19 protein-coding genes are annotated in these 22,935 nt (G+C 68.0%); 10 read left to right on the forward strand and 9 right to left on the reverse strand.

Annotated elements, in window-relative coordinates; translation table 11 throughout:
• Positions 1–58: 58 nt before the first annotated feature.
• Complete coding sequence (locus PXD02_RS00460; protein ID WP_275105030.1) at positions 59–1,600, forward strand: SARP family transcriptional regulator; 1,542 nt, start codon at positions 59–61, stop codon at positions 1,598–1,600.
• Here PXD02_RS00460 and PXD02_RS00465 read toward each other — a convergent pair.
• From PXD02_RS00465 to PXD02_RS00480, 4 genes are all read right to left on the reverse strand, one after another.
• Entirely contained in the window at positions 1,597–2,667 is a 1,071-nt protein-coding gene (locus PXD02_RS00465) for an endonuclease/exonuclease/phosphatase family protein (protein WP_275105031.1), read from the reverse strand. The genes PXD02_RS00460 and PXD02_RS00465 overlap by 4 nt on opposite strands.
• A gap of 39 nt (positions 2,668–2,706) precedes the next feature.
• Positions 2,707–3,492, reverse strand: a complete 786-nt coding sequence (locus tag PXD02_RS00470) for an inositol monophosphatase family protein (protein ID WP_275105032.1) — start codon at positions 3,490–3,492, stop codon at positions 2,707–2,709.
• Positions 3,479–4,828, reverse strand: coding sequence for a TldD/PmbA family protein (locus PXD02_RS00475; protein WP_275105033.1), 1,350 nt, complete (start codon positions 4,826–4,828; stop codon positions 3,479–3,481). Before PXD02_RS00475 ends, PXD02_RS00470 begins: the two co-directional genes overlap by 14 nt.
• A 72-nt stretch (positions 4,829–4,900) precedes the next feature.
• On the reverse strand, positions 4,901–6,559 hold the full coding sequence (locus tag PXD02_RS00480) for a DUF2125 domain-containing protein (protein ID WP_275105034.1): 1,659 nt from the start codon (positions 6,557–6,559) through the stop codon (positions 4,901–4,903).
• A 76-nt stretch (positions 6,560–6,635) separates the two neighbouring features.
• On the opposite strand from PXD02_RS00480, the gene PXD02_RS00485 reads away from it, so the two are divergent.
• Entirely contained in the window at positions 6,636–7,256 is a 621-nt protein-coding gene (locus PXD02_RS00485; protein ID WP_275105035.1) for an enoyl-CoA hydratase/isomerase family protein, read from the forward strand.
• On the opposite strand, the gene PXD02_RS00490 is transcribed toward PXD02_RS00485, so the two are convergent.
• Positions 7,247–7,399, reverse strand: a complete 153-nt coding sequence (locus PXD02_RS00490) for a hypothetical protein (RefSeq protein ID WP_275105036.1) — start codon at positions 7,397–7,399, stop codon at positions 7,247–7,249. The genes PXD02_RS00485 and PXD02_RS00490 overlap by 10 nt on opposite strands.
• A gap of 189 nt (positions 7,400–7,588) precedes the next feature.
• Between PXD02_RS00490 and PXD02_RS00495 the strand changes: the two genes are divergently transcribed.
• Genes PXD02_RS00495 through PXD02_RS00505 form a run of 3 tightly spaced genes read left to right on the forward strand, consistent with a single transcriptional unit; the run spans position 7,589 to position 9,773 of the window.
• On the forward strand, positions 7,589–8,365 hold the full coding sequence (locus PXD02_RS00495; RefSeq protein ID WP_275105037.1) for an amino acid ABC transporter substrate-binding protein: 777 nt from the start codon (positions 7,589–7,591) through the stop codon (positions 8,363–8,365).
• Entirely contained in the window at positions 8,362–9,036 is a 675-nt protein-coding gene (locus tag PXD02_RS00500; RefSeq protein WP_275105038.1) for an amino acid ABC transporter permease, read from the forward strand. The genes PXD02_RS00495 and PXD02_RS00500 overlap by 4 nt, the downstream gene beginning before the upstream one ends.
• Positions 9,033–9,773 carry an amino acid ABC transporter ATP-binding protein gene (locus PXD02_RS00505; protein ID WP_275105039.1) on the forward strand — a complete coding sequence of 247 codons (741 nt, stop codon included), beginning with the start codon at positions 9,033–9,035 and terminating at the stop codon, positions 9,771–9,773. Before PXD02_RS00500 ends, PXD02_RS00505 begins: the two co-directional genes overlap by 4 nt.
• Here PXD02_RS00505 and PXD02_RS00510 read toward each other — a convergent pair.
• Positions 9,770–10,201: a hypothetical protein gene (locus PXD02_RS00510; protein ID WP_275105040.1), complete on the reverse strand. Its 432-nt coding sequence runs from the start codon at positions 10,199–10,201 to the stop codon at positions 9,770–9,772. The two genes, PXD02_RS00505 and PXD02_RS00510, sit on opposite strands and share 4 nt — an antisense overlap.
• 156 nt (positions 10,202–10,357) lie before the next feature.
• Here PXD02_RS00510 and PXD02_RS00515 point away from each other — a divergent pair, with 156 nt between their 5' ends.
• The 5 genes from PXD02_RS00515 to PXD02_RS00535 all read left to right on the forward strand — a co-directional run bounded on the left by PXD02_RS00515 (position 10,358) and on the right by PXD02_RS00535 (position 18,522).
• A complete protein-coding gene (locus PXD02_RS00515; protein WP_275105041.1) occupies positions 10,358–11,284 on the forward strand; it encodes a glucokinase in 927 nt (308 codons plus the stop codon).
• Positions 11,285–11,399: 115 nt separating this feature from the next.
• Positions 11,400–13,256, forward strand: coding sequence for an autotransporter assembly complex protein TamA (locus PXD02_RS00520; protein ID WP_275105042.1), 1,857 nt, complete (start codon positions 11,400–11,402; stop codon positions 13,254–13,256).
• Positions 13,257–13,270: 14 nt separating this feature from the next.
• The gene (locus tag PXD02_RS00525) at positions 13,271–17,785 is read left to right on the forward strand and encodes a translocation/assembly module TamB domain-containing protein (RefSeq protein ID WP_275105043.1); all 4,515 of its coding nucleotides are present in this window, start codon (positions 13,271–13,273) and stop codon (positions 17,783–17,785) included.
• Between the two features lie 66 nt (positions 17,786–17,851).
• Positions 17,852–18,043 (forward strand): hypothetical protein, encoded by a 192-nt coding sequence (locus tag PXD02_RS00530; RefSeq protein WP_275105044.1) that lies wholly within the window; start codon positions 17,852–17,854, stop codon positions 18,041–18,043.
• Between the two features lie 179 nt (positions 18,044–18,222).
• Positions 18,223–18,522, forward strand: coding sequence for a DUF2218 domain-containing protein (locus PXD02_RS00535; protein WP_275105045.1), 300 nt, complete (start codon positions 18,223–18,225; stop codon positions 18,520–18,522).
• Between the two features lie 38 nt (positions 18,523–18,560).
• Here the strand turns inward: PXD02_RS00535 and cysN are convergent, their stop codons facing one another.
• The 3 genes from cysN to PXD02_RS00550 all read right to left on the reverse strand — a co-directional run bounded on the left by cysN (position 18,561) and on the right by PXD02_RS00550 (position 22,787).
• Complete coding sequence (cysN, locus tag PXD02_RS00540) at positions 18,561–20,474, reverse strand: sulfate adenylyltransferase subunit CysN (RefSeq protein WP_275105046.1); 1,914 nt, start codon at positions 20,472–20,474, stop codon at positions 18,561–18,563.
• Entirely contained in the window at positions 20,474–21,418 is a 945-nt protein-coding gene (gene cysD / locus PXD02_RS00545) for a sulfate adenylyltransferase subunit CysD (RefSeq protein WP_275105047.1), read from the reverse strand. Before cysD ends, cysN begins: the two co-directional genes overlap by 1 nt.
• Positions 21,419–21,536: 118 nt before the next feature.
• Complete coding sequence (locus tag PXD02_RS00550; RefSeq protein ID WP_275105048.1) at positions 21,537–22,787, reverse strand: Hsp70 family protein; 1,251 nt, start codon at positions 22,785–22,787, stop codon at positions 21,537–21,539.
• Positions 22,788–22,935 lie beyond the last annotated feature (148 nt).

Genomic DNA, 22,935 nt, shown 5'->3' on the forward strand with positions numbered 1-22,935 from the left:
TTTGCCGCAGGGGAAAGCGTAACAACGACTCTGGATTTCGCCTATAGCTTTTGTTTGCATGCAACCGCTTACCCTTCGCCTCATGGGCCCTGTCGAACTGACCGGGCCGGGCCGCGTGCGCTTGACGCCGCGCGGGATGCGGGCGCGTGGCGCCCTGGCGGTGATGGGCAGCGCGACCGCGATGCGGGTGCTGCGGGCGCGGTTGCAGGATCTGCTGTTCAGCACGCGCGAACCCGAAAACGCCAATGCCAGCCTGCGCCAGGTGCTGCGGGAAATCCGCATCAGCCTGGCGGACGCGCGCGAAGCGCTGGTCGGCGGGCCGGGATGGGTGGGCCTTGACGGGCAGATGGTCCGGCTGGACATGACCGCCATGCCCGGCCCCGACGGGCAGATGCCGGAATTCGCCGCCGACCTGGATATTCCCGACCCCGAATTCGAGGATTGGCTGCGCGACGCGCGGATGCACGCGGAACAGGCCGTCACGCCCCAGGCGCCCGCGCCTTCGCTGCTGCCGGTCCTGCTGACGGCGGATCCTGTCGCGGGCGACAGCGAAACCGGGGTGATCGCGGCGATGATCCTGGGCGAGGCCGCGGGCCGGGTCTGCGACCTGGTGCCGATGGTCGCCATGCCCGACCGGGCGGATCCGGGACAGTCCGCCATCGTCCTGTCGGCGGTGGCGAACCGCCTGGGCCAGGCCATCCATGTGCTGGTCAAGCTGTCCCACCGGCCCAGCAGCCGGCTGTTCTGGTCCCACAAGTTCGTGCTGGACCGGGGCGATCTGACCACCGCCATGGGCGACTGCACCGCCCAGATCTGCGTGGGCGTCATGCGCGTGCTGGAAGCCCTGCGCACCATCGACGCGGCACTGGGCGTCTCCTTCGCCGATGTGTTCAGCTTCAACCGGGCTCGGCTGGAACGCGCCGAACAGGCCCTGGCTGGCATGGATGACGGGGTCAACGCCTCGCTGACCATGGCGTTGCGGGCCTGGGTGCTGACCACGCAGGTCTTCGAGCGCCTGGTGCCCGACCCCGAGCGAAGCATCCAGGAGGCGCGGGAATTCGCCACCAAGGCGCGCGAGGCCGACCCCTACAGCGCGACCGCCCTAGCCGTGGGCTCCGTGGTCGAGGGGTATATGAACCATGGCCAGGTCAGCTTCTGGCTGGCCCAGCAGGCGGTCCAGGCGGATGCGCGCAACCCGCTGGCGCGCTATGCCTATTCGCAGGCGCTGACCGATCTGGGCCGCCACAAAGAGGCCCATCGCGAGGCGCGGGCCGGTCTGGCCGAGGCGCTGTCGGTGCTGAACCCCGCGACCTGGCAGTTGCGGATGGGCATTTCCCTGACCCGGCTGGGCCGCTTTGCCGAGGCGGAACAGCGGTTCGACGCCGTCCAGCAGTTCGCGCCGGAAAACCGCCCCTCGCTGCGGTTCCTGGCGGCGCTGCGATACCACCGCCATGACGAGCCGGGCGCCTTGGCGGCGCTTCAGGCGCTGCGCCGGAACGAGCCGGGCTTTTCGCTGGACCTGATGGGCAGCGACAGCTATCCGGTCGCCACCCTGCGCCAGGGCGGGCTGCTGGGGGTCACGCGGTCGGGGCTGATCTAGGCGGCCGGGCCTTCCTGGGCCAGGATCTTCTCGGCCTCTTCGACCATCGGATTCCAGTCGAACCGCGCCACGATGATGCCGTGGTCGTTATAGCCCAGCCGCCTGCGCTTGGCATCCGTGGCCGTCAGGTGGTCGTTCAGCACGCGCATTTCCCGAAACGACCATTGGCGGATCGACGAATGGTCGTAGAACGAATCCGACACCAGGATGTGATCCAGCGATTCCATCTGGTTCTGGTGGATATAGGTGTAATAGACGTGCCGGAAGGACCGCAGCTGTTGCAGCTTTTCGACGGTGTAAAGCCCGGCATCCGACTTGCTGCCCGCCGTGCTTTTGGCAAAGAAGCGATAGCCGGGATTTCCCGTCAGCAATTCGGTCGAAACCGAGGTGGTGGCGTCGTTCAGATCGCCCAGCACCACCACCGGCCGGTCGTTGCGGCGCATCGTATCGTTCAGGATGGCGCGAAACGCCCCCGCCTCGACCATGCGGCGGACATGGGACACCACCGTCTGGGCGATGAAGCGGTGCCGACGCAGCACCGGGTTGCCGTCGTCGTCCCGCAGCGTGGTCGGCCCCTTGGATTTCAGATGGGCCACGAAGACGGTGATGTCGGGCGTCCCGTCGGCCTTGTTGACCAGCACCCGCAGCAGGGGCCGGGAAAACCTGCGGATCGTGACGCTGACCGATTCTTCGGCGTCACGGGCTTCCTTCAGGTCGATGAAGCGGGCATCGTCGGGCAGATCCGCGATCCATTCGGGCGGGCCTTGCAGCATCCCCTTGCGTACTGCCAGGGCGACCTGGATCCCCGGCGGATCGGTGGTGCGGGCCACCAGGTCATAGCGGCCGCGCAGCGCGGGGCGGTCGAAAATCTCGGCCAAGGCCTCGGCGTTCCAGCATTCCTGGAAGCCGATGATGTCGGCGTCGATGTCGTCCAGGACGCGTTCCGAAAAGTCGATCTTGGCGTCGTATTGGGCCTGGGTCCAGCCGTCGCCGTCATAGATCGGCTGGCCGGGCAGGTTCAGGTTCAGAAGGTTGAAATTGGCGATGCTGACGTCTTTGCGGGCCATCGGAATGCCTGTCGCGGCCAGGGGGTTCGCCCGATCATATCACGGATCGCGCATCCCGGCCCGCAATTCCTCATGCAGCCTTGGACCCGCGACGACCATCCCGTCCACCATCGCGCGCGGGCTGTTGAAGCGCATCGGCTGGCCGTGCCGGTCGGTGGCGAGGGCGCCCGCGCGGCTGGCGATCAGGCTGCCCGCCGCGATGTCCCATTCCCAGACATGACGCACCGACAGGGCGGCGTCGAAGCGACCCTGGGCCACCAGGCACAGCCGCCAGGCCAGCGAGGGCCGGAACTCGCGGCGGAACGGCGGCGTCCGGCCGTCCTTCCAATATTCGGGATCGGTCGCGGATTTATAGGTCAGCACCCGCGCGCCGGTGATTCCCGCGCCGCTGGGCCGGATCGGCCCGCCGTTCAGCAGCGCCGGGCCGTCCGCATGAGCGGTGAAGGTCAGGTCCATCGCGGGCAGATGCACCACCGCCGCGATGATCCGGTCCCCCTCGGCTACCGCCAGCGAATGGGCAAAGCCTTCCTGCCCGGCGATGAAGGCGCGGGTGCCGTCGATGGGGTCGATGATGAAGCAGCGCCGCGCGTCCAGCCGGGCGGCATCGGCCTCGCTCTCCTCGGATAGCCAGCCGTAATCGGGGCGTTCGCCGGTCAGCAGGGATTGCAGCGCGTCGTTGACGGCCAGGTCGGCCTCGGTCACGGGTCCGGCGTCGTCGGGCTTGTCCCAGGCCTTGGGCTGGGCGCGCCAGAAGGACAGCGCGATGGGCCCGGCGATCTGCGCCGCGCGGACCAGCAGCGCCAGGTCGTCCTCAGGCCCCGGCAACCGTCATCCCCCCGACCAGCAGGCTGGGCACCTCGGCCGCGCGCCAGGGCAGGGCGTCGTTCGCGGCGACGATGGTCATCAGCATCTCGCGCAGGTTTCCGGCGATGGTGCATTCGTTGACCGGCCAGGCGATGCGCCCGCCTTCCACCCAAAACCCGGCGGCGCCGCGCGAATAATCCCCGGTGGTGGCGTTGATCGAGGCGCCCAGCATGGAGGTCACGATCAGCCCCGTTCCCATCCGCGCGATCAGGTCGTCCTGCGTCGCCGCGCCGGGCGTCAGGACCACGTTGCTGTTGCTGGGCGAAGGCGCGGACGACATGCCCCGCGCGGCGGATGCGGTGCTGTCCATGCCCAGCTTGCGCGCGGTCGCCAGATCCAGCGTCCAGCCTTGCAAGACGCCGTTTTCGACGATCTTGCGCGGACGCGTCGCCAGCCCCTCGGCATCGAAGGGACGGGACGAGGGATAGCGCGGGCGCAGCGGATCCTCGGTCAGATCGAAGCCTTCGGGCAGGACCGGCTGGCCCAGATCCTTGCGCAGCCAGCTTGCGCCGCGCGCGACGGCCGAGCCGTTCACCGCCGACAGCAGGTGGCCGATCAGCGACGAGGCGACCCGGCGGTCATAGAGGATCGGAAAGGCCCCGGTCGGCGGCTTCCGGGATCCGGCGCGGGCTAGGGTGCGTTCGGCGGCCAGGCGGCCGATCTCCTCGGGGGTGGGCAGATCCTCGGCCCAGACGCGCGATTCGCCCGCATAGTCGCGTTCCATGCCCAGCCCCTCGCCGGTGATGGCGACGGTGGAGATGGTGTGGGTGGTGCGCTCGTATCCGCCCGAAAACCCGTTCGAGGCCGCCAGCCACAGGAACCGGCGGCTGAACCCGGCATTGGCGGATTCAACCTGGGAAATGCCCGGCATGTCGCGGGCCGCCGCCTCGGCCCGCAGGGCCAGGTCTTGCAGGTGGTCGGGCGACGGATCGGGGCGGTCCTCGGCGATCTGCAAGGCGCGGGCATCGGTGTCGCGGGCAAGCTGGCCGGGATCGGCCAGGCCCAGCATGTCGTCCACCGGCGCCTCGCGCGCCATGGCGACGGCGCGTTCGGCCATCTGGGCGATGGTGGTGGGGCTGTGGTCGGATGCCGAGACGCTGGCCTGCCGCCCGCCGATCAGCACGCGCAGGCCGATTTCCACGCCCTCGGCCCGGTCCGCATGTTCCAGGGCGCTGCCGCGCATGTCGATGCCGATGGATTGCCCGCTGCTGGTCAGCGCGTCGGCGGCTTCGGCCCCCGCGCGCCGCGCCGCATCGACCAGCGATTCGGCCAGCACCTGCAAATCCACGGGTGACATGCGTCTCTCCTTGATGGCGGCGAATGACAAGGCCGGGACCGTGGCCCCGGCCGATGGCCCCTTGGGCCTGGGTTACTTGACCTGCTGGCCGTTGGCGAAGATCGACCCGCCCTCACGGAACTCGATTTCCGAGGTCAGCTGGTCGGGCTGGCCGTCCACCGGCTTGGCGAACATCGCCAGCATCATCCGCATCCCCATCATCTGTTCCTGCGGGACCAAGCCCATCGTGACCAGCTTGTCCATCAGCCCGTTCACGCCTTCAAAGCTGCCGTTCAGCTTGCCCACGGGTTCGTTCGGGTTGTCGCCGAATTCCAGCGTTCCGGCGATGTCGGCCTTGGCCCCCACCGCATCCAGCGCAACCTTGTTGACGGTCAGCGACTTGGGCGCGAAGGGCGCCTCGGGCGCGGCATCGGCGCCAGTGCCAGTGCCAGCGTCGGCCTGGGGCTGCGGCTGGGCCAGGGCCGGGTCGAACAGATCCTGGGTCACGACCGCATCGCCCGACAGGTCGACGGTCAGGCTGGCCGGGTCGCGCGGCAGCTGGCTGGTCGGGTCGAACAGGTTCCAGATCGCGTCCGAGAAGGTCAGCCCGTCCAGCACATAGGCGAACTTGAAGGGCTGCGCGGCATCGCCCTTGGACACCGGCAGCAGCATCTCGGCCGAGATCTGGCGGACGGCATAGCTGATCGGGAAGGGCAGGGTGTTGACGGTCATTTCCGCCTTGGCATCGGCGGACGCCGCCTTGTAGCCCAGGCCCTGCCCCGACATCCGAACGGCGATGTCGCTGGCCCCGGACGCGAAGCTGCCCTTGGCGTTCTGGTCCTGGCCGCTGTCGTCCTTGCCCGCGACATCGAAGCTGCCTGCCAGCGTCTCATAGGCCAGTGTCGTGTCGAACACCAGGCCGGCGGCCAGGGCCTGCGCCATCTGGCTGCCCAGGTCGAAGGACTGGCCGGGGGTCTTGGCGGTGCCCTTGCCGGTCAGGTTGGTGACCGCCACCTGGACGTCCATGGTGCCGCTGCCCGCGCCCGCGCCGTCGCCCGTGCCGCCAGGGGTGCCGCCGGCGGTGCCGTCGCCGGGGATCCGGGCGTCGATCCGCATCTCGGCCTGGGCGGCCTTCATGTCGAAGCTGCTGTCGATGCCGCCCTCCGCTGCGACATTGCGCTGCGATCCGGTCATCTCGGTCACGGTGCCGGTCACGGGGATCGTCGCATCCCGCCCCGGTTCGGTCGGCAGGATGAAATCGAAGGCCATCGTCGGATAGGTGTATTCGTACAGCATGTCCTCGGGCGTGCCGGATACGACCATCTCGTTGCCGGGCACCTTGATCGTGCCGGTTACGGTCATCTCGACCGTTTCCGCGGGGGCGGGATCGGCCGGGGCGTCGGTGCCCTCGGGCGCGTCCGGGGCGGGTTCCTGCTGGGCCGGGACGGTGAAGCGGCTGTCCAGCGCCACGTCCCCGTCCACCGTGACGCGGACCTTGGCGTCGCCGGTTTCCTGGAAGGTCATCTTCGGAAATGTGACGGAACTGGCGCCCGTCTCGCCCGCCATGGTGAAGACGGCGTCGGTGACGGTCAGCGTGCCGCCCGCGTCCTCGACATTGCCGCTGACCTGATAGCCATAATCGGCGCTGTATTTCTGAAGGTTTTCCCAGACCTGGGCCGGGGTGACATCTGCCAGGGCGGAACCCGCGCCGAGGGTCAGCGCCAGGAGGGATGTTGCAAGGGGGCGGACCATGCCTGATACCTTTCGGAAAGTCGTTGCTCGTGGGATTTGTCGCACAGTGGCCCGGCAACGCCAAGGGAGCAATCGCGTGATCCGTTTCGTGAACCAGGACGGCCTGGCCGTCGTCACCATCGACCGGCCCGGCAAGGCCAATTCGCTGACCGAACAGATGCTGCGGGATCTGAGGGCGGCCTTCGACCAGGTTGCGGATGCCGGCTGCCGGGCCGTGGTGCTGACCGCGGCGGGCAAGGTCTTTTCCGCCGGGGCCGACCTGGATCAGGCCAAGGCCGGGCTTGCCACCTCGCCCGAATGGGAACGCCTGTCGGGCCGCATCGCCGCCCTGCCCTGCCTGACGGTCGCGGCGCTGAACGGCACGCTGGCGGGCGGCGCCTTCGGCATGGCGCTGGCCTGCGACCTGCGCATCGCCGTGCCCGAGGCGCGGTTCTTCTATCCGGTGATGCGGCTGGGCTTTCTGCCGCAGCCCTCGGATCCGCCGCGCCTTGCGGCCCTGGTGGGGCCTGCGCGGGCCAGGATGATCCTGATGGCGGGCGCGCGGATCGACGCGGCCGAAGCCCTGTCCTGGGGCCTGATCGACCGCATCGCGCCGCCGGACGAACTGATGGACCAAGCCCGCGCGCTGACGGCCGACGCCCTGGCCGCCGCGCCGGATCACGTCGCGGCGATCAAGGCGCTGACGGGTCAGGCATAGGCGGCTTCGCGCCCGGACCGCGCGACACCTGTTGCGGTCGGCAGGTCGTATCGGTCGATGGCCGCGTCCAGCCCTCGTGCCAGCCCTTCGGCCCTGCCGTTGGTGGCGGGCCGAGGATGCGACGGAGGCTGATATTCATCCATCCTGTCCGCTTGGCGGCCCCGTGGTTCGCCGGAAGCGGGCGGAACATTGTTCCCGCTGCGCCGTTTCCCGGCAACCGTTTTCCCGGCTTGCCTGTCAGAGCGGTGGCGCCGGTCCTTTTCGCGGCCCAGACGCTTGCGCGGCCTGCCCGCCCGGCGCATCTGAACGTGATGGAGATAAAGGAGTTTTCCATGCGCAGCCTGATCCTTTCTGCCGCCCTTGCGCTGACCACCGCCCTGCCCGCTGCCCTGCCCGCCGCCGCCGATACGATCCGCGTCGGCATGTCGGGCGGCTATTTCCCCTTCACCTTCACCCGCGCCGACGAATTGCAGGGCTTCGAGGTGGATCTGATGAACGCCGTGGGCGAAATCACCGGCGACCAGATCGAATTCGTCACCATGTCCTTTTCCGGGCTGATCGGCGCGCTGGAATCGGGCCGCATCGACACGGTGGCCAACCAGATCACCATCACCCCGGAGCGCGAGGCGAAATTCGCCTTTACCCAGCCCTATGTCTATGACGGCGCGCAGGTGGTGGTGAAGGCGGGCAACGAAGACACCATCACCGGACCCGAAAGCCTCAAGGGCAAGTCGGTCGCGGTGAACCTGGGGTCCAATTTCGAGGAATTGCTGCGCGCCCTGCCCTATGCCGACGAAATCGACATCCGCACCTATGAAAGCAACATCGAACAGGACACCGCGCTTGGCCGGGTCGATGCCTTCGTGATGGACCGCGTGTCCTCGGCCCAGGTCATCAAGCAAAGCCCCCTGCCCCTGGCGCTGGCGGGCCAGCCCTTCGACGAGATCCGAAACGCCCTGCCCTTCCGCAAGGACGAGGCCGGGATCGCGCTGCGCGACAGGGTCGATGCGGCGATCACCCAGTTGAAGGAAAACGGCAGGCTGGCCGAGATCTCGCGGACATGGCTGGATGCCGATGTGACCAAGCCCCTGGCCGACGCCGCTGAATGAGGGGGCTGGACACCGCCTATATGGGGGATCTGGTCCCGGTCATCCTGGGCTATGTCCCGCTGACCCTGGGCATGGCGCTGATCGCGATGGCGGCGGCGCTGGCCTTGGCGGTGCTGCTGGCCATCCTGCGCGTGCTGCGCGTGCCGGTCGCCGACAGCATCGTGGCGGTGTTCATCAGCTTCTTTCGCGGCACGCCGCTGCTGGTGCAGCTGTTCCTGTTCTATTACGGGCTGCCGCAACTGGTCCCGGCGCTGACGAATATCGACGGGATCACGGCGGCGGTGATCGGCCTGACGCTGCATTTCGCGGCCTATATGGCGGAAACCATCCGCGGCGCGATCCTGGGCGTGGACCGCAGCCAATGGGAGGCCGCGCAGTCCATCGGCATGACCCAGGGCCAGCTTCTGCGTCGCATCGTGCTGCCGCAGGCGTCCCGCGTCGCCGCGCCGACGCTGATGAACTATTTCATCGACCTGATCAAAAGCACGTCCCTGGCCTTCACCCTGGGCGTGACCGAGATGATGGGCGCGGCGCAGAAAGAGGCGGCGGGCAGTTTCCTGTATCTGGAAGCCTTCCTGGTCGTCGCCGTGATCTATTGGATCATGGTCGAGATCCTGTCGGTCGGACAACGCTGGATGGAACGCCATCTGGGAAAGGCGGTGGCGCGATGAAATGCGAAATCGACATCGCCGGGCTGGTCAAGCGGTTCGGCGCGAACACCGTGCTGGACGGCATCGACCTGTGCCTGAAGCCGGGCGAGCGCGTGGCGGTCATCGGCCCGTCGGGGACCGGAAAATCGACGCTGCTGCGCTGCATCAACTGGCTGGACAGGCCCGATGCGGGGCGGATCACCATCGGCGATCTGTCCGTGGACGCGGCGCGCGCCAGCCGCGCGGATGTGCTGGCGCTGCGGCGGCGGACGGGTTTCGTATTCCAGAACTATGCGCTCTTCGCCAACAAGACCGCCCGGCAGAACATCATGGAGGGACTGACCACCGTGCGCGGCTGGCCCAAGGCCAGGGCCGCCGCGCGTGCGGACCAGGTCCTGGCGCGGATCGGGCTGGCCGATCGCGGCGACAGCTATCCCTCGGCCATGTCGGGGGGCCAGCAGCAGCGGGTGGGCATCGGCCGGGCCATGGCGCTTGAGGCCGATCTGCTGCTGTTCGACGAACCGACAAGCGCGCTGGATCCCGAATGGGTGGGCGAGGTGCTGGATCTGATCCGCAGCATCGCCGACGGCCGCCAGACCATGCTGATCGTCACCCACGAGATGCAGTTCGCGCGCGAGATCGCCGACCGGATCGTCTTCATGGACGGCGGGCGGATCGTCGAGCAGGGCCCACCCGCGCAGATCTTCGGCGATCCGCGGGACGACCGGACGCGGGCCTTCCTGCGGCGGGTGGGTTAGCGCAGGCCCGCCGTCTGGTAATAGACGTCCACGTCCCGCGCCTGGTCATAGCCGATGCCCGAGGCGATGATGCAGCTGGTATCGTCGCGGCGCGGGGCGACCAGGGTCCAGGTGCCCATCTGTTCGGATGCCCACAGCTCGGTCGCGGCATGGCCGTCGCCGGGGACCGGGGCTTCGTTGAAGTCGTGTCGCAGGGTCGCGCGGATCTCGGCGTTGTCGGCGCAATAGGGCTGGTCGTCCACCGCCATGTCGGAGGTGGGCAGATCCTGGGCCTGTTCCAGCAGCGTGGCGGTATCGACCCCGGCCATGGCGGGCCAAGCCTGCACGGGCTGGTCGGGGCGGGTGGCGGACAGGGCGGGCATGGCCATCAAGGCCGCGACGCTGCCGGCCAGCCCAAGACGGGCGATGCGGAGTGCGATGCGGGTCATGATCAGGGCCTTTCATCCAGTGTTTGCTTGTGGAAAAACACCCCGGTGCCGACAAGGGTTCCGACATTCGCCCGGACGCGGCGTTGCGCCGCCCATCGAAACCGGGCAATCCTGTCGGCGAACAGGCGGCTGAGGCGACAGGAAGGACGGTCCCCGATGGCGATACTTCTGGGCGATGTGGGGGGCACGAATGCCCGGCTGGCCATCGCGCGCAACGGCAGCATCGACACGCAGACGGTGACGCGCTTCCGGGGCGACGACCATGCCAGCTTCGACGATGTTGTCCGCCAGTTCCTTCAGGAACAGGACCAGCCGCGCATCAGCGCCGTCTGCATCGCCGTGGCAGGCCCGGTCAGCGGCGGGCGGGCGCGCCTGACCAACCGCGACTGGGATTTCGACGAGGATCGGCTGGCGCGGCTGACCGATGCCGACCACGTCCGGCTGATCAACGACCTCACCGCGATGGGCTATGCCACCCCCGTCCTGTCCGGCGATGGCCTTGCCACCCTGCGCCACGCGCCCGCCGACCGGGCGCGCAACGGCCAGGCCCTGGTCGTGAACCTGGGCACCGGCTTCAACGTCTGCGCCGTGCGCAGCCTGCCCGGCGGCGCGATCGCCGCGATGGAGGCCGAGGAAGGCCATACCCACCTGCCCGCCAACATCTATCTGCGGCTGCTGGAGGCGGTCGGACCCGAGGCGATCAAGGGCTTCATCTCGACCGAGGAGGCCTTTGCCGGGCGCGGGCTGTCGCGCCTGCACGCGGCGCTGACCGGCACCCCGCCGGTGCGCAGCGAACAGATCGACGCGGCCTCGGACGCGGGGGATGCGGCGGCCAATGCCACCTATGACCTGTTCACCGACCTGGTGGGCCTGCTGTGCCGCGAACTGGCGCTGCGATTCATGCCGTTGGAGGGGCTGTTCCTGGCGGGCAGCGTCGGGCGCAGCATCGCCGACCGGATGGATCTGTTCAACGCGTCCTTCCTGGCCCAGCCCTATATGCGCCACATTCCTGAAAACACGCCGATCTTCCTGATCCGCGACGACATGGCCGCGCTGCAAGGCTGCCTGGCCGCGCTGGCCTGAACGCAACAGGCGGCGGAAACCTGTCCTCTGCCCCGGCTTTCGCGGATGAATCGCTTGGATTCGCCGGGGCGTCCTGTTCTTATGGGCGCAAAGCAAGAACGCACAAGGCAGGACGATGCGGGCATATCTGCGGGCGGCATTGGTGGCATCCACGGTGATGGGCCTGGGGGGGATGGCCTGGGCGCAATCCGCGTCCTCGCCGTTTTCGGGGCTGTTCGGGGGCCGCAGCGACGAAGGGCCGGTCGATCTGCAATTCCGCGTCCAGGGGGCCGACGACCTGGACCAGCCGCTGCGCAACGCCTCGCTGATCGCGGGCGCGCTGTCCGAGGATCGCACCACCGGCCAGGACGTGCTGGCCGCCGCGCGGGGCGATTACGCGCGGATCCTGGGCAACCTGTATGACCGGGGCTATTATTCGGCGATCATCAACATCACCCTGGACGGGGTCGAGGCGGCCGAGATCGCCCCCCTGGACGCGCCGGGCATCGTCCGGCAGGTCGTCGTCAGCGTCCAGACCGGCCCCCGCTTCCGCTTTTCGCGCGCCGCCATCGCGCCGGTGGCGCCCCGGACCGACCTGCCCGGCGACTATCGCCAGGGCGGGATCGCGGGAACCGGCACGATCCGCGGCGCCGCCCGCGCGGGGGTGGACGGCTGGCGCGATGTCGGCCATGCCAAGGCCGAGGTGTCGGGGCAAGAGATCACCGCCGATCACCTCGCCAATGTGGTGGACAGCCGCATCGACCTGTCGCCCGGCCCCTCGGTCCGGTTCGGGCGGCTGAACATCCGCGGCCATGACCGCATGAACCCGCGCCGGCTGCACAAGATCGCCGGCCTGCCCGAGGGCGAACGCTTCGACCCCGACGATGTCGAGGATGTCAGGAAGCGCCTGCGCCGGTCCGGCGTCTTTTCCGCCATCACCCTGGAAGAGGCCGAGACGCTGAACCCCGACGGCAGCATGGACGTCAACCTGACCGTGGTCGAACAGAAGCCCCGCCGGATCGGCGCGGGGTTCGAGATCTCGACCACCGACGGGGCGATGCTGTCGGCCTATTGGATGCACCGCAACCTGCTGGGCGGCGGCGAACGGCTGCGCATCGACGCCAAGGTCAAGGATATCGGATCCGACACCAGCGGCAAGGATGAGGAAGTGACCCTGCGCATCGACCGTCCCGCCACGGTCACGCCGGACACCACCGCCTATGTCCTGACCAGCCTGGCCCGGATGCGAGAAGAGGATTACGACGAGGATACCGGCATCGTCGGGCTGGGCTTCAACCACATCTTCAGCGACCGCTTCACCTTCGACACGGCGATCCAGTACCAGTTCTCGCGCGTTTATGACGACCTGGGCGAGACCGACTTCAAGGTTCTGGCCTTTCCGACCAGCGTGATGTGGGACGCGCGCGACAACGAAAACAACGCCAGGCGCGGCTATTACCTGCAAGGCGACGCCACCCCCTTCAAGGGTTTCGACGGCACCGATACCGGCATCCGCGTCCTGGGCGAGGGCCGCGCCTTCCGGTCCCTGGGCGAGGGCGACCGCTTCACCCTGGCGGGCCGCGCCCGCTTCGGCAGCGTCCTGGGCAGCGAGATCCAGAATACCCCGCGCAACTATCTGTTCTTCTCGGGCGGCGGCGGCAGCGTGCGCGGCCAGCCCTATCAGTCGCTGGGCGTCGAGGAAATCCAGGGCCCGAACGGCCCGATCAAGACCGGCGGCATGAGCGTGGCGGCGCTGTCCGCCGAGGTCCGCTGGCAGGTCCGCGAACGGATCGGCGTGGTGGCCTTCACCGATTACGGCGAGGTCTGGGCGGAAGATGGCTGGAACGGGGCCAGCGAATGGCACTCGGGGGCGGGGATCGGCGTTCGGTACGACACGCCCATCGGGCCGCTGCGTTTCGACGTGGCCGGGCCGACCGGAGGGGACACCGGCAATGGCGTGCAACTGTATCTGGGACTGGGGCAGGCGTTCTGATGAGGACCGGGCCGATGAACACGGGACTGACGAGCGCCGGGCTGATGCGCAAACTGTGGCTGCTCGCCTTCGCGATCCTGTTCCCGCTGTCGGTGATGGCCCAGACCGCCGCCGAGATTTCGCAGCAGGAAAGCGACGACCGGGGCTTTCTGACCCGGCTTCTGGAACGCAACCTGTCCAGTGCCGGGCGCGAGGTCGTGATCGACGGCTTCGAAGGCGCGTTGTCGTCGCGCGCGACCTTCCGCCGGATCACCATCGCCGATGGCGAGGGCGCTTGGCTGACGCTGAACGACGGGGCGATCCAGTGGAACCGCTCGGCCCTGCTGCGCGGCAGGATCGAGATCGCCGAAATGTCGGCCCGCGAGATCCTGCTGCCCCGCCTGCCCGCGACCGGCCAGACCCCCACGGCCGAGGCGCGCGAATTCGGCGGCTTCGCCCTGCCGGAACTGCCCGTGGCCCTGAACATCACCCAGATCCGGGCCGACCGGGTGGAGCTGGGCGAACCCGTGATCGGCCTGGCCGCAGCCATCTCGATGGCCGGCGGCATGAGCCTGGAAGGCGGCGAGGGGCAAGCCAAGCTGGCGATCCAGCGGCTGGACGGGCCGCGCGGCAGCTTCAACCTGGACACCGGCTATTCGAACGCGACGCAGGTTCTGCGGGTGAACCTGACCCTGGACGAGGCCGCGGACGGGCTGCTGGTCAACCTGATCGACCTTTACGACAAGCCCTCGGTCGTGGCGGAGATCAGCGGCGAAGGCCAGATCAAGGATTTCGGCGTCGACATCAAGCTGGCCACCGATGGCCTGCCGCGCGTGACGGGGCGGGTCTCGGCGGCGGGCGGTCCCGATGCGTCGGGCAATCCGGGCACGAATTTCGCGCTGCAACTGGGCGGCGACGTCGCCTCGCTGCTGGCGCCGAAGAACCGGACCTTTTTCGGCAACCAGGTCCAGCTTCGCGCCGAAGGCTGGCGCGGCGACGACGGGCGGCTGGACATCCCCACGCTGAACCTTGCGACCGAGGCCCTGTCGCTGGACGGGTCGCTGGCGGTCAATGCCCAGGGGGCGCCGCAGAACGCGAACCTGCTGATCGCACTTGGATCCGACGCGGGCGCGGCGCAGGTGCCGGTCCCCCTGCCCTTCGCGGGCGAGGACTCGACCGTGGAATCCGGGCGGCTTGAACTGCAATACGACGCGGCCCGTGGCCAGGGCTGGACGCTGAACGGCCGTGTCGGCGCCCTGGATCTGGGCGACGTGCTGTTGGGCGACCTGCGGCTGGATGGGTCCGGCGCGGTGGTTCTGGACGGCGGCAGCCTGCAATCGGTGAACGGCGGCATCCGGTTCGGATCGCGGCAGATGGTCTTTGCCGATGCGGGTCTGGCCCAGGCCGTCGGCCCAGAGATCACCGGCAGCAGCGATTTCGATTTCACCCCCGGCAACGCGGTGAAGATGACGGCGCTGAATGTCAGCGGCTCCGATTACGGATTGCAGGGCATGCTGCAACTGTCGGGCCTGTCCACCGGCTTCGTGCTGTCCGGCAACATGCAGGCGCGTCATGACGATCTAAGCCGGATATCGACCCTTGCGGGGCGCGACCTGTCCGGGCAGACCGATGCTAGCGTCCTGGGCTATTACAACTTTCTGGGGCGTGACTTCGCCATCACCTCGACCGTGGCGGGGACCGATATCACTGTCGATCAGCCGCAGCTCGACCGCCTTCTGGCAGGCCGGTCCACCATCGACCTGCGCGCAAGGCGCGACCGGACCGGGATCAAGCTGACCGATCTTTCCATCAACGCCCAGCGGCTGACCGCCCAAGCCCAGGGCTATGTGAACAGCCTGTCCAGCGACGTGACGGCGACGATTTCCATGCCGTCGTTGCAAGACGCGGATCCGAATTTCTCGGGCGCGTTGCAGGCCGATGCCAAGCTGTCGGGCGCGTCGGGCGCGCGCCAGCTGACCGTCAGCGGCGAGGCCGAGGATCTGCGCATCGGCGTTGAAGCCCTGGACAACGCCCTGCAAGGCCAGACCACGCTGACCGTCCTGGCCGCCGAAAAGCCGCAGGGCTATGAAGTCGAGGTGTTCCGCATCGCCAACCCGCAACTGCGCGCCGAAGGACGCGGCAGCTTTGCCGAAGGCGCGTTGGACGCGACGGTCGATCTGGCCGTGCCCGATCTCGCGGCGATCCGTGACGGCTGGACCGGGGGCTTCGACGCCATGGCCCGGCTGACCGAACGCGACGGCACCCGGTTCGTCGACATGACCGGGTCGGGCCAGAACCTGTCCTTCGGCGTCCAGAACGCGGACGCCGCGCTGACCGGCACCACCCGCCTGCGGGTCCAGGCCGAGGAGAAGGACGGCACCGTCACCCTGCGCGACGTCGAACTGGTCAACGACCAGATGAACGCGACCGCGCGCGGCGTCTATGGTCCCGGCGTCACGGATATCGCCGCCGATGTCGCGGTCCGGTCCCTGGCGCCCTTCGGCCCCGGCTGGCGCGGCGCGCTGGATCTGACCGGCAGCTTCCGCGAGGCGGGCGACGGCGTCCGGCGGCTGGAAGTGTCGGGCACCGGGCGCGACCTGGCCTTCGGCCAAGCGCAGGTCGATGGCGCGCTGGCCGGGGAGACCCGGCTGGCCGTGACGGGGACCGAACGGAACGGCGTCCTGGCCATCGAACAGGCCCGCATCGACAATCCCCGCCTGAACGCAATCGCGACAGGCACGGTCGGGGGCGACCAGACCGACGTGACGGCGCAGGTGAATGCCCAGGATCTGCGGTTTCTGGGTAACGGCATCAGCGGCGCCCTGAACGCCGATGCCCAGGTGGTCCAGCAGGGCGATACCCGCCGCATCACCGCCACCGGAACCGGGACCGGCCTGTCCTTGGGCCAGCCCCGCGTCGATCCGCTGCTGCGCGGCCAGACCAGCTTCGATATCGCGGCCACCCAGGCGCCTGCCGGGCTGTCCTTCCAGCGGCTGAACGTGCAGAACCCTCAGGTGCAGATCCAGGCCGGTGGGGACACCGCCAGCGGCATGACCGTCGCCGCGCGGCTGGCCGACCTGGGCCTGGTGCAGCCCGAATTCCCCGGCCCCGTGCAGGTCGACGGCACCGTGCGAGAGGAGGGCGCGAATTTCGCCCTGAACCTGACCGCCACCGCGCCGGGCAGCACGCAATTGCAGGCGGCGGGCAGCGTGGCGCGGGATTTTTCCACCATGAACCTGTCGATCACGGGCCGCAGCGACGCCTCGATCGCCAATACCTTCATCCGCACCCGCAGCATCGAAGGCCCGCTGTCGCTGAACCTGACCGTCAACGGCCCGCCATCGCTGCAATCGCTTGGCGGGCGCGTCCAGCTGACGAACGGTCAGATCACCGATCCCGGCGTCGGCATCCGGCTGGAGGGGGTGAACGCCACCGCCGATCTGGCGGGCGGGCGGATCGCCCTGGACGCGGGGGCCGATGTCTCGGCCGGGGGGCGGGTGCAGGTCAGCGGCCCGGTCGACCTGACCGGCGGGACGCTGGATCTGGCGATTGTGCTGGACCGGGTGATCGCGCGCGACCCGAACCTGTATCAGACCGAGATCAGCGGCAACCTGCGCATGTCGGGCCGCAATGCGGACGGGCCGCTGATTTCCGGCACCATCGACCTGGGCGAGACGGAAATCCGCATCCCCTCGACCGGGCTGGGCGGCGCCAAGGCGATTCCCGACATCCATCATGTCGGCGATACCCGCCCCGTCCGGTCCACCCGCGCCAAGGCCGGGCTGGAACCCTATCCCAGCGATGCGTCCCGAGAGGCAGGGCTGGCCGGGCCGCCCTCGACCCCGCCCTCGGCGCCGCCGCGGCTGGATCTGGTCATCAACGCGCCGAACCAGGTGTTCGTGCGGGGCCGGGGCGTCGATGCCGAACTGGGCGGGTCGCTGCGGGTGCAGGGCACCGCGCGCAACGCCATCCCTATCGGCTTTCTGGAACTGATCCGGGGGCGCGTGGACCTGCTGGGCCGACGCTTCACCCTGTCCGAGGGGCTGGTCGAACTGCAAGGCAGCCTGATCCCGGTGATCCGGCTGGTCGCCGAAACCGAACAGGACGGCATCACCACCCGCATCATCATCGACGGCGAGGTGCGCGACCCCGAGATCACCTTCGAATCCTCGCCCGAACTGCCCGAGGAAGAGGTTCTGTCGCAACTGCTGTTCGGCCGGGGCCTGGACAATATCAGCCCGCTCCAGGCCGCCCAGCTTGCCAATGCCATCGCCACCCTGGCCGGGCGCGGGGGCGAGGGGATCATCGGCAACCTGCGCAACCAGGTGGGCCTGGACGACCTGGATCTGGCCACCGACGACGACGGCAATGTCCAGGTCCGCGCGGGCAAATACCTGTCCGACAACCTCTATACCGATGTCGCGGTGGGCGCGGACGGCAAAAGCAGCCTGAACCTGAACCTGGACGTGACCGATTCCCTGACCGCGCGCGGATCGGTGGGCACCGAGGGCGACAGCACCCTGGGGATCTATTTCGAACGGGATTACTGAGGGCGCATGACAGGGCCGCCGTTCCGACGCCCCGGATCGGCTGCCGGATGCGGATCCGGCGGTATCATGCGCGATCGCATGACCCGGACCTCGGCCGGGGTGGTGATCGACCTGGGCGGCGGCGACCGCATCATCGGCGCGGATACAACCCTGACGATAGCGCAGGTTGCGGACGACATCTTCGGGTCCAAGTGGTCGCGCCATGCCATGACCGGCCCAGAAAAATGCCCGCCAGAAAAGGGCGGGCATACTCGATAAGCCATTGCAAAAACGCAATTTCACTACGGGTTTTCAACGTTTGAGGCGCAAGGGGGTTCCTGCGCGCGCCAAGAAATTACCCTTTTGGCAAGACATCTCCGTTCACTTTCTTGCGCATTGACAAACCGGACCGCCCGACGCCTGTTGCGGCAAGGTGGCAACGGAAAACGGGACAGGCGATGACCAACGAGCTTTCCAGCACGGGCCGCTTTGCGACCGGACAGGCGCATCGTTACATGGTCCAATTGTGCAAGCATTTCGCCCACAAGATCCCCGCCGAGGTCGAGGGCGACGCCGGCAGCATCCGTTTTGACCTGGGCACCGCCCGGCTGACGGCCAGCCAGGCGGAACTGACCTGCGTTGTCGCGGGCGCCGACACGGCTGCGGTCGCGACGCTTCAGGACATCATCGACCGCCATCTGGCGCGCTTCGCCTTCCGCGAGGGGTTCGCGAACATGGACTGGTCGCCCGCCGCCTGACGGGCGACCGCCCCTGATCGGGCGATGAAAACGCGGCTTCAGCCCTGGGACAGGATCGCGGCGATCACCCGGTCGGCGGCATCCTCGGCCGACAGGGTGGTGGTGTTGACCACCAGTTCCGGGCCTTCCGGCGCCTCATAGGGGCTGTCGATGCCGGTGAAGTTCTTCAGCTGGCCGGACCGCGCCTTCTTGTAAAGGCCCTTCACGTCGCGGGCCTCGGCGACCTCCAGCGGCGTGTCGACATAGACCTCGATGAACTCGCCCTCTGCCATCATGTCGCGCACCATCCGCCGTTCCGCCCGGAACGGAGAGATGAAGGCTGTCAGCACGATCAGCCCGGCATCCGCCATCAGCTTGGCGACCTCGCCTACGCGGCGGATGTTTTCCACCCGGTCGGCATCGGTGAAGCCCAGGTCGCGATTCAGGCCGTGGCGGATGTTGTCGCCGTCCAGCAGGAAGGTGTGCTTGCCCATCGCGTGCAGCTTGCGTTCGACGATATTGGCGATGGTCGATTTGCCCGACCCCGACAGGCCGGTGAACCAGACCACGCGGGCCCGCTGGTTCTTCTGCGCGGCATGGGCGTCGCGGTCCACGTCGGTCGATTGCCAGTGGATGTTCTGCGACCGGCGCAGCGCGAAATGCAGCATCCCGGCAGCGATGGTGGCATTGCTCATCCGGTCGATCAGGATGAAGCCGCCCAGGTCGGGGTTGTCGGCATAGGCTTCGAACGGGACGGGCCGGTCGGTCGAGATATTGACCACGCCGATGGCGTTCAGACCCAGCGTCTTGCTGGCCAGATGTTCCAGCGTGTTGACGTTCACCTCGTATTTCGGCTCGGTCACGGTGGCGGTGACGGTCTGGGTGCCGATCTTGAGCAGATAGGGTCGGCCCGGAAGCATCTCGGCTTCGGCCATCCAGACCAGCGTCGCCTCGAACTGGTCGGCGACCTCGCAAGGCGCGTCGGCCTGCACGATCACGTCGCCGCGCGAACAGTCGATCTCATCCGCGAAGGTCAGGGTCACGGACTGGCCCGCGACGGCCTGCGCCAGATCGCCGTCGAAGCCGGGGATCGCCTTGACCGTGGTTGTCTTGCCCGAGGGCAGCACCCGGATCGCATCGCCCGGCCGCACGGTGCCCGCGCTGATCTGGCCCGCGAAGCCGCGGAAATCCAGATGCGGGCGGTTCACCCATTGCACCGCCATGCGGAAGGGGCGGTCCTGCATCCGCGCGTCGTTGATCGGCGCGTCTTCCAGATGGCCCAGCAGCGTCGGCCCCTGATACCAGGGCATTTCGGGGCTTTTGGTGACGATATTGTCGCCCTTCAGCCCGGAAATCGGGATCGGCAGGAAGCTGTCCATGCCGATCTGCTTGGCGAAATGCGAATAATCCGCGACGATCTCATAGAAGCGCTCGGCCGAGTAATCGACCAGATCCATCTTGTTGACGGCCAGCACGATATTCCTGATGCCCAGCAGGTTAACCAGATAGCTGTGCCGCCGCGTCTGGGTCAGCACGCCCTGGCGCGCGTCGATCAGGATCACCGCCAGATCGGCGGTGGACGCGCCGGTGACCATGTTGCGGGTGTATTGTTCGTGGCCCGGCGTGTCGGCTACGATGAACTTGCGCTTGTCGGTGGCGAAGAAGCGATAGGCCACGTCGATGGTGATGCCCTGTTCGCGTTCCGCCGCCAGCCCGTCGACCAGCAGCGCGAAGTCGATATCCCCGCCCTGGGTGCCCGAGACCTTGCTGTCCTGTTCAAGGTTGGCAAGCTGATCCTCGAAGATCATCTTGCTGTCATAGAGCAGCCGCCCGATCAGCGTCGACTTGCCGTCATCGACCGACCCGCAGGTGATGAAGCGCAGCATGGTCTTGTGCTGATGCTTCAGCAGATAGGCGTCGATGTCCTGGGCGATCAGCGCGTCGGTGACGTAAACGGGATCGGGCGCGTTCATCAGAAATACCCCTCTTGCTTCTTCTTCTCCATCGAGGCGGCCTGGTCCTTGTCGATGGCGCGGCCCTGGCGTTCGGAGGTGGTGGTCAGCAGCATTTCCTGGATCACCTCGGGCAGGGTGCGGGCGTCGGATTCCACCGCGCCGGTCAGGGGATAGCAGCCCAGCGTGCGGAACCGGACCGACCGCATCTGCGGCACCTCTCCGGGGCGCAGCGGAAAGCGGTCGTCATCGACCATGATCAGCAGCCCGTCCCGTTCGACCACCGGGCGCGGTTCGGAAAAATACAGCGGCACGATGTCGATGCCTTCCAGGTGGATATATTGCCAGATATCCAGTTCGGTCCAGTTCGACAGCGGAAAGACCCGGATCGATTCATCCTTGGCCTTGCGGGTGTTATAGAGCTTCCACAGTTCCGGCCGCTGGTTCTTCGGATCCCAGCGGTGGTTGGCCGAGCGGAAGGAAAAGATCCGCTCCTTGGCGCGGGACTTTTCCTCATCCCGGCGGGCGCCGCCGAAGGCCACGTCGAAATTGTATTGGGTCAGCGCCTGCTTCAGCCCCTCGGTCTTCCACAGGTCGGTATGCAGGCTGCCATGGTCGAAGGGGTTGATGCCCTGGGCCATCGCATCGGGATTGTGATGGACGATGAGATCCATCCCCGCCGCCTGGGCCGCGCGGTCGCGCAGATCGTACATCGCGCGGAATTTCCAGGTCGTGTCCACATGCAGCAGCGGGAAGGGCGGGGGGGCCGGATAAAAGGCCTTTTTCGCCAGGTGCAACATGCAGGCGGAATCCTTGCCCACCGAATACAGCATCACCGGGTTTTCGGCATTCGCCACCACCTCGCGCATGATGTGGATGCTTTCGGCTTCCAGCCGCTGCAAATGCGTCAGCGTCGCCGGGGGAATCGGGGTTGGGGGAATCGGGGTTGGGGCCTGGCTGTTCATGGCGTCAACTCTTGATCTGGCCGGGGCGGAATCCTCCGGTTCGCGGAACGCTATTCTTCAGCGGAGGTAAAAATGCAAGTTTCGGCCAGCAGAAAAACCAGTGTTTCCTGCCTGTTCGTCAAACGCCGGAATACTGTTCCAAGCCGGTCGCCAAAGCCAGACCATCGGCCACGGCGGTAAAGGCCTCGGACCGGTGCAGCCGGGCATCGGGCAGGATCCGCGCCGCCAGATTCGTGACCAGCCGCATCAGGCTGGACCCGCCGACCAGCACCACGTCGCCGATCTCGCCCGCCCCGACGCCGGCGCGCGACAGGGTCTCCGTGACCGCCCCTTGCAGATCCGCGCCGAAGCCGTGCAGCGCCTCGGCCAGGGACCGGGCGTCGATCGGCGCGGCCAGACGCGGCTGGATGAAGCCCATGCCGATCCGCGCCTCGTCGCCCCGGTTGGCGGCGATCTTGCCGCGTTCGACGGCGAAGGCCAGGTCGTGGCCCAACTCGTCCGTCAGCACCGTGACCAGCCGGTCCATGCGCGCCGGATCCACCGCCAGCCGGGCCATCTGCTGGGCCAGCCTGCGGTTTTCCGGGGTATAGACAAAGGGAATGTGCGCCCACGCGGCCAGGTCGACATAGATCGCGTTGGGCACCGGCAGCAGGCCCGGCCCCATCTCTCGGCGCAGCTGCGAACCGTGGCCCAGCAGCGGCATGGCGTGGGTCAGCGACAGGGCGGCGTCGAAATCGGTCCCGCCCAGGCGGATGCCGTGGCTGGCCAGAATCCGCACCCGCCCGCCTTCCGCGCGATAGACCGAGAAGTCCGAGGTGCCGCCGCCAATGTCCACGATCAGCCCGGTCCGGCCCGCCGCCCCCATGCCGTGGCAGGCCAGGGCGGCGGCCTCGGGTTCGGGCAGGAAGGCGACATGATCAAAGCCCGCCGCGTGATAGCAGTCGCGCAGATCCGCCTGGGCCTGGGCGTCGCGGGCGGGATCGGCGTGGAAATGCACCGGACGGCCCGACAGGGCGCGGGTCTGGGGCTGGCCGGTCGCGGCTTCGGCCCGCCGGCGCAGTTCGGCCAGGAAGGCGGCGATCACATCCGCAAGGGTCCGGCGCCGGCCAGCGATCAGCCGCGATTCGTGAAGCAGCGGCGTTCCCAGCACGCTTTTCAGCGCGCGCATATAGCGCCCCTCTTGTCCGCCGATCAGGGCCTGGGCCGCCGCATCGCCGATCTGCATCGCGCCGCCGCGTGCGGGAAAGAAGACGGCGGTGGGCAGGGTGTCCGATCCCGCCTGGACCGGGACCCGCCGCACCGCCCCCCGATCCAGCACCGCCACGGCGGTGTTCGAGGTTCCGAAGTCGATGGCAAGGCTGCGGGTCATGGCTGGACCTTTCCTGCTGAAAGTCCCGGCGGCTATCCCAAGATGCGCGACGCGGCAAGCGCCGCGGCCGAAAGACGGGTTGACGCCGCGATCAACAATGCAACAGTCAGGGAAACAAGGCGAAGCACCCGGAAGGCAGGCGCGACCG

Source organism: Paracoccus sp. S3-43, assembly GCF_029027965.1.
GTDB lineage: Bacteria > Pseudomonadota > Alphaproteobacteria > Rhodobacterales > Rhodobacteraceae > Paracoccus.